The sequence below is a fragment of the Mycobacterium sp. E3305 genome (assembly GCF_001666785.1).
In the GTDB taxonomy this organism is placed as follows: Bacteria; Actinomycetota; Actinomycetes; order Mycobacteriales; family Mycobacteriaceae; genus Mycobacterium.
In genome coordinates, this window is record NZ_LZJA01000039.1 from 1 (window position 1) to 15,159 (window position 15,159).

At 68.8% G+C, this 15,159-nt stretch carries 13 protein-coding genes and 1 tRNA gene; 8 read left to right on the forward strand and 6 right to left on the reverse strand.

Annotated features, from left to right (window positions below):
• Window positions 1-185: 185 nt before the first annotated feature.
• Window positions 186-1,007 carry an Ig-like domain-containing protein gene (locus A5701_RS04360; protein WP_067749048.1) on the reverse strand — a complete coding sequence of 274 codons (822 nt, stop codon included), beginning with the start codon at window positions 1,005-1,007 and terminating at the stop codon, window positions 186-188.
• Between the two features lie 268 nt (window positions 1,008-1,275).
• On the opposite strand from A5701_RS04360, the gene A5701_RS27220 reads away from it, so the two are divergent.
• Window positions 1,276-1,416, forward strand: coding sequence for a DUF4926 domain-containing protein (locus A5701_RS27220; RefSeq protein ID WP_082950310.1), 141 nt, complete (start codon window positions 1,276-1,278; stop codon window positions 1,414-1,416).
• Window positions 1,417-1,474: 58 nt separating this feature from the next.
• On the opposite strand, the gene A5701_RS04365 is transcribed toward A5701_RS27220, so the two are convergent.
• Window positions 1,475-2,902, reverse strand: a complete 1,428-nt coding sequence (locus A5701_RS04365) for an MFS transporter (RefSeq protein ID WP_231969247.1) — start codon at window positions 2,900-2,902, stop codon at window positions 1,475-1,477.
• Window positions 2,903-2,966: 64 nt separating this feature from the next.
• Entirely contained in the window at window positions 2,967-4,370 is a 1,404-nt protein-coding gene (locus A5701_RS04370) for an MFS transporter (RefSeq protein WP_231969249.1), read from the reverse strand.
• A gap of 141 nt (window positions 4,371-4,511) precedes the next feature.
• Between A5701_RS04370 and A5701_RS04375 the strand changes: the two genes are divergently transcribed.
• Window positions 4,512-5,117 (forward strand): cutinase family protein, encoded by a 606-nt coding sequence (locus A5701_RS04375; protein ID WP_067749054.1) that lies wholly within the window; start codon window positions 4,512-4,514, stop codon window positions 5,115-5,117.
• A gap of 22 nt (window positions 5,118-5,139) precedes the next feature.
• A complete protein-coding gene (gene mtnA, locus A5701_RS04380; RefSeq protein ID WP_067749059.1) occupies window positions 5,140-6,105 on the forward strand; it encodes an S-methyl-5-thioribose-1-phosphate isomerase in 966 nt (321 codons plus the stop codon).
• A gap of 4 nt (window positions 6,106-6,109) precedes the next feature.
• On the opposite strand, the gene A5701_RS04385 is transcribed toward mtnA, so the two are convergent.
• The 3 genes from A5701_RS04385 to A5701_RS04395 form a co-directional block, all read right to left on the reverse strand.
• Window positions 6,110-7,447, reverse strand: coding sequence for a lipase family protein (locus A5701_RS04385; protein ID WP_067749069.1), 1,338 nt, complete (start codon window positions 7,445-7,447; stop codon window positions 6,110-6,112).
• A 211-nt stretch (window positions 7,448-7,658) separates the two neighbouring features.
• Complete coding sequence (locus A5701_RS04390; protein WP_067749070.1) at window positions 7,659-8,495, reverse strand: carotenoid biosynthesis protein; 837 nt, start codon at window positions 8,493-8,495, stop codon at window positions 7,659-7,661.
• Window positions 8,496-8,810: 315 nt separating this feature from the next.
• Window positions 8,811-8,884, reverse strand: a tRNA-Gly gene (locus tag A5701_RS04395).
• 184 nt (window positions 8,885-9,068) lie between these two features.
• On the opposite strand from A5701_RS04395, the gene A5701_RS04400 reads away from it, so the two are divergent.
• The 5 genes from A5701_RS04400 to A5701_RS04420 all read left to right on the forward strand — a co-directional run.
• Window positions 9,069-9,725, forward strand: coding sequence for a hypothetical protein (locus tag A5701_RS04400; RefSeq protein WP_197499082.1), 657 nt, complete (start codon window positions 9,069-9,071; stop codon window positions 9,723-9,725).
• A 34-nt stretch (window positions 9,726-9,759) separates the two neighbouring features.
• The gene (dcd, locus tag A5701_RS04405) at window positions 9,760-10,332 is read left to right on the forward strand and encodes a dCTP deaminase (protein WP_067749071.1); all 573 of its coding nucleotides are present in this window, start codon (window positions 9,760-9,762) and stop codon (window positions 10,330-10,332) included.
• A 116-nt stretch (window positions 10,333-10,448) separates the two neighbouring features.
• The gene (locus tag A5701_RS04410) at window positions 10,449-11,921 is read left to right on the forward strand and encodes a hypothetical protein (RefSeq protein WP_255396785.1); all 1,473 of its coding nucleotides are present in this window, start codon (window positions 10,449-10,451) and stop codon (window positions 11,919-11,921) included.
• A 765-nt stretch (window positions 11,922-12,686) separates the two neighbouring features.
• Window positions 12,687-13,808: a hypothetical protein gene (locus A5701_RS04415; RefSeq protein ID WP_067749082.1), complete on the forward strand. Its 1,122-nt coding sequence runs from the start codon at window positions 12,687-12,689 to the stop codon at window positions 13,806-13,808.
• Window positions 13,809-13,950: 142 nt separating this feature from the next.
• A partial coding sequence (locus tag A5701_RS04420; protein ID WP_369807384.1) for a hypothetical protein occupies window positions 13,951-15,159 on the forward strand: 1,209 nt, incomplete at its 3' end.

Genomic DNA, 15,159 nt, shown 5'->3' on the forward strand with positions numbered 1-15,159 from the left:
CTTCGAGGGGCGCACCGGCCGCCAGGGGCCCACCGAGGGCAACCAGCGGAGCGCCGGCGGGCCCCACCCGCCGCGCGTGAAGCTAGTTTCACAGTCGACCGCGAGCGTGAAACCAACCTCACACTCGACGCAGGTTACCGAACCGAAAAGCCCTCGCGCTCAAAGCGATCGGGCGCGGGCGCCGCTCAGGAAGGCGGCCGCTCCCACAGGTCCTGCTTGACGATCACCGGGTCGCCGACATCGACCGTGTTGTAGTACCACTCGGCGTCTTCGGGGCTCAGGCTGATGCAGCCGTGGCTGACGTTCTCCAGCCCCAGCGACGGGACGGCCCATGGGGCGGAGTGCACAAAGAGGCCCCGGTTGGTGATGCGGACGGCGTAATCGACGTTGAGCATGTAGCCGTTGGGGTCGTCGACGGGGATGCCGACGCTGCTCGAATCCATAAGCACCGAGAGCTCTTTCGACAAGACGGTGTAGTTGCCGACCGGCGTTGGAAATTCGGGCCTACCCATCGACGCGGGCAACACACCCTCTTCGCCGAAGTGGGGTCGGTGGTGCGGAGTTGGCGGTGGGGCCGCGTCGACTCCGTCGACGCTCACCTTGAAAGTGTGGTCGGTGATGTTGGCGACGCCGACGACCTTCGGGCCGGTCTTGAATTCCGTGGAGCGGCCGTCCACCGCGAGGGCCACCGTGCTGTGCGCCGGCCAGTAGTGGTCCGGAACCCACTGCACGACCTTGTTGTCGAGCCACTCGAATCGGCCGGTCATCGGCGGTGAGGACTTGACGCCGATGGCGCGCTCGGCGGCGTGCCGGTTCCCGACCGGCGCGTCGAACGTCACGACGACGGGGTGGGCCACGCCCACCGTCGCGTCCCGCGCCGGCAGGACCGACGCGACCGCGAATTCATGCGGCTGGCTGGCCGCCGCCATGCTGGTCCCCGCCGGGCCCGCAACCACGCTTACAGCGATCCCACCCACCGCAAGAACACACCGAACGACCGCTCGCATGGCTCCGATTCCTTTTAACTGACATAGTTGTAATAGGAGGATCGTAAATCCCGGATGACCAGCGGAAGCGCAAGGGCGCGTTAGCATTTGGCCACGCCTCGGTCACGGTTCGGCCACGGGGGTTTTGGTCGGAAATATGCAAGGTGGGACGGGCGTTCTGCAGGTCCAGAGAGGGGAGGATGTTGAGACCTCAGGAATACGACGTGGTCCGCTTGTGCCGGCCGGTACCGGAGCACGACCTGCCGGTCGGTTCACGAGGGGGGTCGACATGGACTACACGACCGGCTCAGAAGGCGCCCGGCGCGCCTACGAAGTGGAATTTTGCGACGCCGACGGCATTACCCGAGCCTTGGTCACCGTCGCCGAAGATGACCTGGAAGTGGTGTGGCGGCCAGCTTCGGGTGGCTAGCAGCTCAAGGTTGGGCCGAAATATCGGATGCGTCGCCGCAGCAGTTGGCGGAGGTCAGTCACACGGAGTCAACCGCTTGACGCGTCCTCGGCGTGTCGGCGGGCGAGGCCACGGACCGCGGTTTCAACACGAGGCTCGCCAGGACCGCGACGACGCCGATGCCGACGCACACCCACAACGCCGACTGGTAACCCGCTTGGGTGCCGGCTCCGACAACCGTTCCCGCCCAAGCGAATCCCAGTGAGCCGCCGATGCCGTAGGAGGCGTTGGCGATCCCCGGCAGCGAACCCGGCTCGTCCGGGGGCGCTTGCAGGACGCCGAGCGCGCTCATCGGGGTGAGCGCGACCGCCAGCGCCACGCCGAACACCGCCATGAGGGCGACGACCGCCATCTTGTCGAACGTGAACACCGCAAGCGCGGCGGTGACGGCCACGGAACCGACCAGACCCGCGCGCAACACCGTCACGAAGCCGATCTGGGCGGCGAGCCGCCCGATCAAAGGGGCAGTGAGAAGTTGGGCCAGCGCGCCGGGAGTGATGAACAGCAGGGCCGTGAGCTGCCCGCTGGCGGCGAAGCCGACGCGGTCGTTCTCGGCGAGGGACGGCACGATGTAGCTGAGCACCACCATGAACGACCCGAAGACGAGAATGGTCACGACGATCAACGGCCACGAGTAGCGCGACCGCATCTGGTCGATGTGGATCAACGGTGTCGCGACTCGTTTCTCGACCACCACGAGCGCGACGCAGGCGGCGATGGACGCGGCAAGGCAGCCGAGCATGAGCGGCGCGGACCAGCCCAGATGTTCGCCGTTGGAGACATAGAGATTCAGCCCGGCGACCGTCAGCGCGATCAGGACGGCACCCGCCCAGTCCATTCGGCCCGTGTTCTTGCGGCCGCGTTCGTCTGCGGGGACGGCCAGCCGGCACAGCGCGACGGCGGCGATGCCGACCACCAACGTCAGGACGAAGATGGAGCGATAGCCGAAGCGGTCGACCAGGACACCGGCGAGCAGCGCGTCGACCCCGGCCACCCCCGCGTTGATCGCCGAGATGACACCGCAGCAGATGCCGAAGGCTTTGTCGCTCAGGTGTTCTCGCATGATGAGGAAGGCAAGGCCGTACGTGATGTTCGCGCATCCCTGCAACACCCGGCCCGCGACCACCACCTGTAGCGAGGTGCCCAGGATGCACAACAACGTGCCGATGCAGACGAGAGTGAGGATGCCGACCAGGACGCGCCTGCGGCCGATGAAGTCGCTCCATCGGATCAAGACCACGTTTGCGATCGCGCCGGCGAGATAGAAGTAGGCGGACATCGACGCGTATGCGTGCGGACCGAGATGGGTGTTGATGTCCCGGATCGCGGGGCCGAGCATGGTCGCGTTGAGCATGAACGACATCACCGACAATGCCAACGCGGCCACCATGACGGCGGTTCGCGAGGACGAAAGCTCCTTGCCCCCGTCGCCGTCAGCAGTTGTCACCGCCGAGCTTTCACCGACCACCGTCGGACCCCCTTCGCATGCCGCGCCATAGTCGACACATCGGTTAATTGTGTTGTCCCGCGGCCATCGTGGAATCCGATGCGGGCGTCTTTACGCGGGCGACGCTCAGCACGGCCAGGCCCGCGGGCAGCAGCAGCGCGGCGCTGACCGCGAGGATGACTTGGATGCCGTGACCCATGCCGACGCCGTGGTGCTGCAACATCTCCAGCGCGCTGCTGGAGACCGCCACCCCCACGCCCGCGAGAGTGACCAGGGACGTCAGCGTGACGCCCGCGGCTTCGCCGGCCCGCTCGGGCGCGACGACGGCCTGAGTCGCCACCGTGGTGAACGCGTAGACCAGGCCCATGGTGAAACCGCACGCGCTGAGCGCGGCGAGATACACCGCGAAGCTGTCGGCGGACGCCAGGACGCCGAGTGATACCGCCGCCGCGGTGCAACCGATGCCCATGACGGCGAAGGGCGCGTTGCGCGACGCCAGGCGTCCGGACACCGGACCACCGAGCGCCGCGCCGACCGATGGGCCCAGGAAAGCCAAGCCGGCCGTCAGCGGGTCGAGGCCCCGAACCTGTTGGAGATTCAGCGTGGCGAGAAATACGGTCACCACGTACGCGATGTTGGCGACCGTACCGGCGACGACCAGGACGGTAAAGCGGGGCTTGCGCAGCAGCGACAGGTCGATCAGGGGGAAGCGCACGCGCGTCTCGACCGCGACGAACCCGACCAACAAGGCAACGGAGCCAAGGAATACGCCGATCACCGGCGGCGACAACCACCCCCAGTTCGGCGCTCGGTCGAAGGCGAGGGTGAACAGCCCTATCCCAGTCGTGATCAGCGCCAGGCCAGCCAGATCCACCCGTCGCGGCACGCTGGTGTCGGAGGTCTCCGGGATGGTTCTCGCGCCGATGGCGATCGAGATCGCCGACAGTGGCACCAGCATCCAGAACACCGAGCGCCACCCGAGCGTCTGGGTCAGCAACCCGCCCACCAGGGGGCCGGCAGCGTTGCCCAGGCCGGCGATGCCATACGCCAGTCCGATTGCGCGACCAGACCTTTCGGCGGGCAACGTATTGGTCAGGACGCTCACGGACACCGGAAAGATCAGGGCGGCGCCGAGGCCTTGCACGGCCCGGAACGCGATAACGACTGGCGCCGATGGCGCGACCGCGCAGAACACCGACGCGATTGCGAACAACCCGATCCCGGCGAGCAGCGTGCGGCGGCGACCGAAGATATCGCCGATGCGGCCGGCGGGTGCCATGAACGCGCCCAGGGTCAGCATGTAGACACTGATCACCCACTGCAGATCGGTCGTGGTGCTGTGCAGGTCCGACGCCATGCGGGGCAACGCGAGGTTCATTGCGAAGTAATCGATCTGCACGCAGAACAGTGCCATCGAGATCGCCGCGATGATCCAGCGCGGGTGCCGCCCGTGCGCGCGGAGATTCACGGGCTTGACGATACGGCCGGTGACTCCTATCTATCCGCCGATTCGGCGGACTGCCGCGTACCGCGAGGCCATGTCGCTCGGGGCGGTCACAGCGCACACAAAGCATCGGCGACGCCTCGAGAAACTCCGTAATATCGCGTTATGAGGCTCGTCGCGAGCGTGCCGTCCGTTGTCATCGTCGCCGGCGCGATGGCGCTTGGGCCGGCGGCTGCTCCCCTCCCCATCTCGTCGGTGCCGCTGGCGTCGGCGGCGTGCCCCGACGCGGAGGTGGTCTTCGCGCGCGGCCGGGAGGAACCTCCCGGCGTCGGCGCGGTCGGCGACGCGCTCGTCAATTCGCTGCGCGCCAAGACGAATAAGTCGATCGGGGTGTACGGGGTGAACTATCCCGCCAACATCACCACCGGAGGCGGCGCCAACGACATCAGTGCCCACGTGCAAGCCATGGCCAGGGATTGCCCCAACACCCGGATCGTGCTTGGCGGCTATTCGCTGGGCGCCGAGGTGGTGGACCGCGCGTTGTGGGGCGGGCTGCCACCGGGGACCGACCGGCACGTCGCGGCGGTCGCGTTGTTCGGCAACGGCACCCACGGTGTCGGACCGGCGTTCGCGGGCAAGACAATCGACCAGTGCGCGGCCGGTGACCCCATCTGTGGCAGGGGAACGAGCTGGCCGGCGCACCTGCAGCCCTCCTACATCGGCTCCGGTCTGGTGGATCAGGCCGCGGGCTTCGTGGCGGGCAGGCTGTAGGCCCCCGGCTAGGGTCACCTGTGTGCGCAGGACCATCGACTGGGACGGCGACGCGGTCACGATCATCGACCAGACGGCGCTGCCGGCCGACTATCGCGTCCTGACGCTGCGCACCGTCGACGAGCTGATCGACGCGATCCGCCGGCTGGCCGTGCGCGGGGCGCCGGCGCTGGGCGCCGCGGGCGCCCTCGGCGTGGTGCTCGCGGCCCGCGAGGGCGGCGACGTGCGCGCCTCGGCCGAACGGATCGCGAAGGCGCGGCCGACCGCCGTCAACCTCAGCTGGGGGGTGGCGCGCGCGCTCGAGAAGCTCGACGCCGGCGCCGAATCTGTGCTCGCCGAGGCGCTGGAGATTCTCGACGAGGACGAACGCCTCAACCGCGTCGCCTCGGCACATGCCGCCGAAGTCGTTCTCGCCGTGTGTGATCGCCGTCCGCTGCGCCTGCTCAGCCACTGCAACGCCGGCCACCTCGCAACCGTCGCGTGGGGCAGCGCGCTCGGCGTCGTCTGGCACCTGCACGAACGCGGACTGGTCGAGTCGGTGCTCGTCGACGAGACGCGGCCGCTGTTGCAGGGTGCCCGGCTCACGGCGTGGGAGCTGGCGCGGGCCCGCGTGCCATACCGGGTGCAGACCGACGGTGCCGCGGCGGCGGCGATGGGGCGGGGCCTCGTCGACTGCGTGCTCGTCGGCGCGGACCGGATCGCGGCCAACGGGGACGTCGCCAACAAGATCGGCACCTACGGCCTGGCCATCGCGGCGCGCCATCACGACGTGCCGTTCGTCGTCGTCGCGCCGTCGTCCACGGTCGACAGTTCGCTCGCCACCGGCGCCGACATCGTCATCGAGGAACGCGCGCCCGACGAGGTCCGGACGTTCGGCGGCGCCGTCGTTACGCCGCCGGACGCCGACGTTTACAACCCCGCGTTCGACGTGACCCCGGCCGAACTGATCACCGCCGTCGTCACCGAGCACGGGCGTTACGCGCCGTAACCCCTCACGTCGTCGACAGCGGTTGGCGTTCGACGCTGCGCCCGAGGACTACCTTTGCCGTGATGACGCCCAACTTGACCATGCCCAGGTAGGTCGAGGGGTTGAACAGCGTCGGCCACACCGTGCGGATTCTGTGCTCGTTGATCGGCCGGTCCGTGAATCGGTCGCGCAGCCACCTCAGCGTCATGGGCGCCGACAGTGGATGCAACAGCAGATGCCCACAGAACCGGTCGCGGTGGTAGGTGACCGACACGCCGTTGCGTTCATACTGAGCCACCAGTGCGTCGACATCGTCGACGCTGATGATTCCGTCATGCACCGCCTGTACGACCAGCACCGGAGGCTTGGGCCCCGACTTGCCGAGCTTGGTCTCGTCAAAGATGTGGCGCACTTCGGGCAAGTCCCACAGCTCGTCGGCCGTCATGTCGACGTAGGACCCGATGTCGACGTTGCGGAAGTGCCATACCGCCTGGGCAGTCGCCATCGTCTGCAACTCGTCGAGCAACGCCTTGCCCTCGTCGGTCGCGTGCTCATCGACGACCCTTTGCGCGCCGGGAAAGACTTGCGTCAATGCGGAAATCATCAGTGCGGCGAGACCGGCGAAGAAGCTGCCATTGAGGCGGCGCGCCACACTGCCCGGGTCGCCGACGGGCGAACCGAGAACGGCGCCAACGATATTGAGCTCCGGTGCATATCGCTCACACAATTCGGCCGCCCACGCCGACGCCAGTCCTCCCCCTGAATATCCCCACAGACCCACCGGTGCGGACGGCGACAATTCCAAGCGCCCGGACCGCATCGCGGCCCGCAACCCGTCCAGAATCCGATAGCCGGGCTCGACCGGAGCGCCCCACATGCCATGGCAGCCTTCGTGGTCGGGTACGCAAACCGCCCAGCCTTCGGCCAGCGCGGCCGTCACCAACAAATACTCGGCTTGGACGAACGCACCGATCGGTCCCGCGCCGCGCCGCATGGCGAACGAGGGAAAACAGCGCGACGCCACAGCGTCGATCGCGCATTGATAGGAGAGCACCGGATAAGCGACGTCTGACTCGCGCTGCGCCGGGACCAGCACTGTCGTCACGGCCACTTCCGGTTCTTCGTGCAGATTCGTGGTGCGGTACAGCAACTGAGTGGCTTTCACTCGTTGCCTGATGAGACCCAGAAATCCGATCTCCACGTCGCGCGAGCGCAACACCGTCCCCGGCTCTTCGTGCTCGTATCCCAGTGGCGCCCGGTAGAACGGGTCATCGTCGGGGGTGATCGGCCGTTCGCCGCGGCGCAGCGCGTCGTGCGGCGCGCTGCTGCTGACGCGCACTGGTGTGGCGGAAGAGTTGTCCATTGGCGTGGCGACTCCCTCGGCGTATCGCTGATGGCACGCATTCACGCGGCCCCGAGTTAGCCATTACCCGCGGTACCGGTTTGTCAACCACCGGCCATCCGAAATTCCCGCCGAATTTAAGGCGCGAGCTCGGTGGGCATCCAGTTTCCGAGAAACGCGCTGGCGCGGGCCGTCGCACCAGTCGGGCGGTTGCGGCCCCACCCACCGACGATCAGGCCTCCTCTGTACAGGAATGAGGGATCTTTGACGGTTGGCGACTGTAGAGGCGTACCAGCGCCATGATTCCCGTGAGAAGAATGGTGAATAACGCTGCCGATGCGCCTGACTCGTACACGTCGGCAATCTGGATGGTTTTGCCGCCGCGGACCGCAACGCCGTCCGGCGGGTGGATCAGGGCGGCGAAGACCTGAGTGGCGGTGGAAAGCCAGAACAGGCACGGCAGCAGCCAATAGGGGCGGGTTCGGGTGGCGGGGCTCCCGGGGAATCGCGCCTCGACGAGCGCTACGAGCTGAAAGATCAGCCAGCCCGTCAGCAGCCAGCCGAGATAGTTGGTCAGCGGGACTCCCAGCGCGCCGGTCGGGTGGTGATAGGAGTACCAGTCGTGCGCCGTCGCACCGATGGGGTCGTTTACCAGGTCATAACCCCCAAGAATGAACGTCGCCACGATGGGCGTCGTAAAGCGTTCGGCGCCACCCACGGCCACATCGGGAGCGGGTCGCATGATCACCCGGGCCAGTGCCCAGGCCAGCCAGCCGAAAATGATCCAGCTGACGATGGCCACTGGGGGAACGCCCAGGGGCTTCGGACCGGGCAGGTGATGGGTGTAGGAGCCGAACGGGAAACCGGTCGCGACACCGATTGCCTCCATTGCGAACGCAACAACGCCGGCGATGGCGACGAATGCGGCCATGCCTCGTGCGAAGTAGCCCAGCCACGCATGGACGACGACAAACAGAACGAGAAAGCCCAATTGGGCGGCCCCGGCTTGCGCAGCCAGCGACGGACGCACCGCCATAACCAGCGCGGCGACCAGCGTGAGGAACAACAAGACCCAACACGATGCCCAGAGAATCTGCCACCGTGCCCCCGTTCGGCGAGACGATCGCGTCTGCGTAACGGCTGGCGCTCGCTGGGTGGTCTCTTCACTGGTCACCTTGCGCACCCTCCTAGCCGTGCTGTTCGGCGCCCGACGCACGCCGATTCTTGTTTGCTCACGCTATCGCCCGGAGTTGCGGATCCCAGTTATTCGGCGGCATGAGGCAGTGCCGATGCTCGCGGTATTTCAGTGACGAACTAAGGGAACCCGTCGGGGGACAACCGGCCTCGCCGGGGCGGGAACCGGGCTATATGCCATGTTCAAACGTGGAGCCGATGACGGGAATCGAACCCGCGTATTCAGCTTGGGAAGCTGATGTTCTGCCATTGAACTACATCGGCGCTGTCGACAACGAAGGCTAGCATCCGGCGGCGGATCCGTTGGGCGAGTAGGGCGGCCACCAGCGACCCGACCGCGGGCGTCGACCCTGCCGCACAAATGCCCGCCGCCGCGGAAATGGCCGCTGTCCTGCAAATTCGAAGACGTGTGTTTATTCTTTCGTGATCATGTCGTAATGTGCCTGGGGTGGGTCGGCACAGCTTAGCCAAGAAGCGCCGTAAATCGCCGCTGCTCCTGGCAGGGGCGCTGGCCCCGGCTGCGGTGTTCTTCGCGGCGGCCGGCGATGACGCGCCTTTCGTGCCCCGTCCCATCGCGCAACCCGTTATTGGCGACGCCTCAGAGTGCTGCTTAGAAATCGTGCCGGCAAAGCCGGTGGGGATTGTGCTGGCGTCGGATGTGTCCCGCGGCGACGGCATGGATGCGCCCCTCGCGGCGTCCAGGTACCACACCCGATCCCGGTTCCTGCCGGCCGGGCTTACCCCCGAACAGGGCCTCCAGGTGAGGACGATCCTGGTCTCGCGCGCCATCACCGCAAAGTTCCCCCAGATCCACGAAATGGGCGGCGTGCGACCGGATCCGCTGCCCTGGCACCCGCTCGGTTTGGCGATCGACGTGATGATCCCCAACCCGCAGAGCGCCGACGGGATCGCCCTGGGCGACGAGATCGTCGCGTACGTCATGAGTAACGCGAAACGCTTCGGGATCCAGGACGCGATCTGGCGCGGCGTCTACTACACGCCGGGCGGCGCGCAACCGAGCCGGCTCGGGCATTACGACCACGTCCACGTCACCACCACCGGCGGGGGGTACCCCAAGGGTGGGGAGATGTATCTCGCCGACTGACCGCGCGACGGCGAGCAGCGGATAGGCTCGTCGCGTGCTGCTCTCCGATCGCGACCTCAGGGCCGAAATCACCGCAGGCCGGTTGGGCATCGACCCGTACGACGACGCCCTGGTGCAGCCGTCCAGCATCGACGTCCGCCTGGACTGCATGTTCCGCGTCTTCAACAACACCCGCTACACCCACATCGACCCCGCGAAGCAGCAGGACGAGCTGACGACGCTGGTCGAACCCGTGGACGGCGAGCCGTTCGTGCTGCATCCGGGGGAGTTCGTGCTCGGCTCCACGCTGGAACTGTTCACCCTGCCCGAGGACCTCGCCGGCCGGCTGGAAGGCAAATCGTCGCTGGGCCGGCTGGGGCTGCTGACGCATTCGACCGCCGGCTTCATCGATCCGGGCTTCAGCGGCCACATCACGCTGGAGCTGTCCAACGTCGCCAACCTGCCGATCACGCTGTGGCCGGGCATGAAGATCGGTCAGCTGTGCATCCTGCGGTTGACCAGCCCGGCCGAACACCCTTACGGCAGTTCGCAAGTTGGGTCGAAGTACCAGGGCCAGCGCGGACCCACGCCGTCGCGCTCCTATCAGAACTTCATAAGGTCTACATAGGTTCTGCGGGCCGCCCGCGCCCCCTTTCTGCGCGATACTTAGTTAGCCATGGTTTTTTTCCTCCGCCTAGCCGTGGTTCGCCTCGCAATACCTTTGGAGGGGTTGTCTTGGAAATCGTGCTCGGGGTGTCGATGGCACCGGCATCGATCCAAATGGTTGTCCTGGAAGGCGAATACGCCGACGGTGCCACCGTGGAAGAGGACGTCTTCGACGTCTCCGCCGCCGACGAGGCGGCCACCGCGAGCGCGTCCGACCAGGTGCTCGCCGCGATCCTGGGCACCCGGGAGGGCGCGGCCGACGCCGGGCTCGAGGTGTCGTCCATCGGTGTCACCTGGACCGACCAGCTCGAGGCGGCGGCGCTGCGCGACGCGCTTGCCGCTTACCGCATCGAAAACGTCATGTTGGTGTCCGCCTTTTTGGCGGCGACGGCGCTGGCCCAAAACGTCGGCGGCGCAATGGGTTACGAGCGAACGGCCGTGATGTTCGTGGAGCCCGACACCGCGACGCTCGCGGTCGTCGAGACTTCCGACGGCTCGATTCCCGACGTCTACAAGCAGCCGATCTATGCCGATTCCTACGACCAGGCCGCCGCCCAGCTCGGCGGCATGATCGCCGGGCTGGAAAAGCTGGAGGCCGCGCCGGACGGCGTGCTGGTGGTCGGCTCGGGCGTCGACATCGCCCCGCTGAAGCCGGCGCTGCAGACGGCGACCTCCCTCGCGGTGAGCGTGCCGGAGGAGCCGGAGACGGCGCTGGCCCGCGGCGCCGCCCTGGCCTCGGCCAACGCGCCGCTGTTCGCCTCGTCGACCGCCGCGCTTGCATACGCCCAAGATCCCGGCACCGGTGCCGTCGACCAGTACTCGCTGCCCGAATACCTCTATGTGCCGTTCGGGCCCGAGGCGGTCGACGACGAGCGGGCTTACAGCGCGGTACCGGACGAGGACGCGGACTCGCCGACCGTCGTCATCGAGAAGCTCTTTATGCCCGAAGAAAGCGAACCGCGGCGCCGGCCGGCCTTGCTGATCGGAAGCGGGTTGGCGGTCGCCGGCATCAGCGCGGTGCTGGCGCTCGAGATCGCGCTGGCGATCGGCATCCGCACGACCGGCACCGTCGCGCTGCAGCCCACCCCCGGGCAGCACCTGATCGTGCCGACGCAGGAGGCGCCTGCCCCCGTCCAGGCGTCGGCCCCGGCGGCGAAGCTCAACCTGCCCGAGCCGGTAGCGGCACCGAAGCCGATGACTCCGCAGTTCGCCGCGCCGCTGCCGGCGGCCCCTCCGCCGCCCGCGGCGCCGCCCATTCCCGCGGCCCCGGCTCCGGTGGTGCCGGTTCCCGTCGTGGTCCCCCCGATCGCGCCGGTGATCTTGCCCCCGATCCGCGTACCAGTTCCCAACCCGGTGCTGACGCCGCCGGTGATTGAGGGGCCGCCGCACGTGTCGGCCCCGCCACCTGTGCTGCCCCAACCGCCGGTGCACGTCCCCGAACCGCCACAGACCGGCGGCACGGGGCCCCAGTGGCCGCCGCACCAGACTCCGCCCGGGATGCCGAAGCCGCCTCCGGGGGCCCCACCCCCGATCGGCCCGCCACTGCCGTGACCGCCACCGAGAGGTCCGCCGCCGAACAGCCCACCCGGACCGCTGGGCGTACTGCCGCCGCCGCCGGAACCTGGGGCCGGGAGGTGCCCGCCGCCCAAGCCGCCGTCGCCCGGGGGCGAGGCGTGCCCGCCGCCCAAGCCGCCGGGGCCGGTACCCGGGGGCGGGACGTGCCCACCGCCGGAACCACCGGTGTCCGGGGGCGGCACGTGCCCTCCGCCGGAGCCACCCGTGCCGCTACCCGGAGGCGGCACGTGCCCACCGCCGGAGCCACCCGTGCCGCTACCCGGAGGCGGCACGTGCCCACCGCCGGAACCACCGGTGTCCGGAGGCGGCACATGCCCACCGCCGGAACCACCCGTGCCACTGCTGGGGGGCGGGGACGAGCCCTGCCCGGGCGGAGTCTGGTGCGGCGGCCACTGGGGCCCCGTGCCGCCGGTCTGTGGCGGTTCGGGGACGTGCACCGGCGGTTGGGGCAGCACAGGTGGCGGGGCCGACACGTGCGGCGGCCACAGCGGTGGCGGTGGCGGCAGCTTCGGCGGTGGTGGCGGCGGCGGTGGCCACAGCGGCGGTGGCGGCGGCGGGCACAAATAGCGCTTCGCGGCTGCCGGACGCGTCCAACTTCGCGCGCTAGGGTGGCGACGGGGTGTGGGGCCGTGATCGCGTCGAAAATCCGTCCGGCCAATTCTGGAAAGCGATGATGCCCCGCGGCGGGAACACAGCTGTCCCCGCACGACACGCAATCGATTTGGACGACTTGGAGGAGCGGTGGACGTCGTACTTGGCGTGTCTATGGCGCCCGAGACGGTCCGCATGGTGCTCGTCGAAGGCGAAGCTGCCGGCGGAGTGACCGTCGACCAGGACGGCTTTGAACTCGCCGATCAGACAACGGCGGTGGCCGCGGCGGACCGCGTGGTCGACGCGATTCTCGGCACACGGGAAAGCGCGGCCGCGGGTGGCTATCGGGTGAAATCGAGCGGCGTGACGTGGACGGATCAAGCCGAGGCGGCCGCGCTTCGAAATGCGTTGGCGGAGCGCAAGATCGAGGACGTCATGCTGGTGTCCGGCGTGATGGCTGCCGCGGCGCTGGCGCAGGCCGCGGGCAGTGCCACCAACTGCGCGCGCACCGCGCTGCTGTTCGTCGAGCCCAGCACCGCGACGCTGGCCGTCGTCGACACCGCCGACGGTTCGGTCGCCGACGTGCGCCGGCATGCGCTGCCCAGCAGCGACGGGGCGGCGCTGGCGCAGCTGGCCGCGTTGGCCTCGGGCGCCGAATCGATGAGGGCGCGCCCGGACGGGCTGTTCCTGGTGGGCTCGGACGTCGACATCCCGTACATCAAGCCGGCGCTCGAGTCGGCGACCTCGCTGTCGGTGACCACCCCCGAGGAACCCGAGATGGCGCTGGCCCGCGGCGCCTCGCTGGCGGCGGCCAACGCCCACCTGGGGGCGCCGTCGACGATCGCGATGCCCTACGCAGGACAACCCGCGACGGGCGGGCGCGAGCTCGCGTACAGCGCCGAAGCGGGCGACGCGGCCGCCCGGGGAGCCGAGTCCGCGGCGGACCGGGGCGATCGGCGCAGCCGGAAGCCGGTGCTGGCCGTCGTCGCCGCGACCCTGGTATTCGTCGGCGGTGTCCTGGCGCTCTCGCTGGCGCTGGCCTTCGACATCCGGCCCCACGCGCATCAGCGCCCCGACATCACCCAAAACGTCGTCGCCCCGGCAGTCCAGGCGCCACCACCACCCCCGTCGGCGCCCCCGCCGCCGGCATCCGTCCCGGTCGTCCCGCCCCCGCCGGCATCGCCCCAACCCGGACCCGGCCCGTCCCACAGCGATCAGTGGGACGACTGGCTGCATCGGCACCTGGGCGGCCACGGCATCCCTGTCCCCTAGCCCGCCCGCCGGGTGCCGAACACGCGTAAAATCGGGACACTAGGGGAAAACACGGTGGGGACTAAGTGACCTCTGGCGTTTTCGCGGGGTGCGGCGGCCACGTTCTCATCATCAGCGCTAGCAATCGAACGATGGAGGAGCTTTGGACACGGTACTTGGCGTGTCGATGGCGCCGACGGCAGTCCGAATGGTGCTGGTCGAAGGCCAGAATGGCGAAGGCGCCACCGTCGACGAAGACAATTTCGACGTTCCGCCCGAAGACGACGCGGCAACGCTCAGCGCGGCCAACCAGGTAGTCTCCGCGATCCTGGGCACCCGTCAGGGCGCGGCCGAGGGCGGCTACCAATTGGCATCGACCGGCGTCACATTCACGGACCCGATCGAGGCCGCCGCACTGCGGGACGCACTGGCCGCCCACAAGGTGGAGAACGTGATGTTGGTCTCGGCCTTCCTGGCCGCGGCCGCCCTCGCGCAAGCGGTGGGCAGCCAGACCAACTACTCGCAAACTGCCCTGCTGTACATCGAGCCGGACACCGCCACTCTGGCGGTCGTCAACAGCGCCGACGGGTCGATCGCCGACGTCCAGCGCCAGCCGCTGCCGGCCGACGACGAGGCCGCGGTGGCCCAGCTGGCCAGCATGGTGTCGCACGCGGAGACGCTGGAGACACGGCCGGACGGCGTGTTCGTCGTCGGCTCGGGCATCGACATCCCGCTGATCAAGCCCGCGCTGGAGGCGGCCACCTCACTGCCCTTGTCGGCGCCCGAGGAGCCCGAAACGGCGCTGGCCCGCGGGGCGGCGCTGGCGTCGGCGAACGCCCCGCTCTTCTCGTCGTCCACCGCGGCGCTGGCTTACGCCCAGGACCCGGGCACCGGCGCGATCAACCCGTTCGCGGTCGCGCCCGGTTACTTCGACACCCCGGGCACCCTGGGCAGGGACGCGCTCGCCTACAGCGCCGTGCCCGACGAGGTCGACGACCTCTACACCGGCGCGCACACCGGCGCCACCGAACTCGTCGACGCGGGATATCCCCAGCGCAGCTCGTTCCGGCTGGTCGGAGGCATCGTGGCGGGCGTCTTCGTCATCGGCGTGGTGGCGTTGGTCGTCTCGCTGGCGATCGCCATCCGGCCCACGGCTAACGTCCGGCCCAGCCCGAACCAGAACGTGGTCGTCGCGCCGACCCGGCCCGCCGATGCCGGGGATCGGCAGCGGGATCGGCACCGGAATGGGGGCCACCGCGGGTGGCGGAGCCGGGGCGGGCGCGACCGGGATCGGGGCGGTCGTCAACAGCGCCGACGGGTCGATCGCCGACGTCCAGCGCCAGCCGCTGCCGGCCGACGACGGTTCCGAGTC

Bases quoted from the DNA above. Each gene is read 5' to 3' on its own strand.
- A5701_RS27220 (WP_082950310.1), top strand. From the start codon at position 1,276: ATGGACTACACGACCGGCTCAGAAGGCGCCCGGCGCGCCTACGAAGTG.
- A5701_RS04385 (WP_067749069.1), bottom strand. From the start codon at position 7,447: ATGGACAACTCTTCCGCCACACCAGTGCGCGTCAGCAGCAGCGCGCCG.
- A5701_RS04360 (WP_067749048.1), bottom strand. From the start codon at position 1,007: ATGCGAGCGGTCGTTCGGTGTGTTCTTGCGGTGGGTGGGATCGCTGTA.
- A5701_RS04375 (WP_067749054.1), top strand. From the start codon at position 4,512: ATGAGGCTCGTCGCGAGCGTGCCGTCCGTTGTCATCGTCGCCGGCGCG.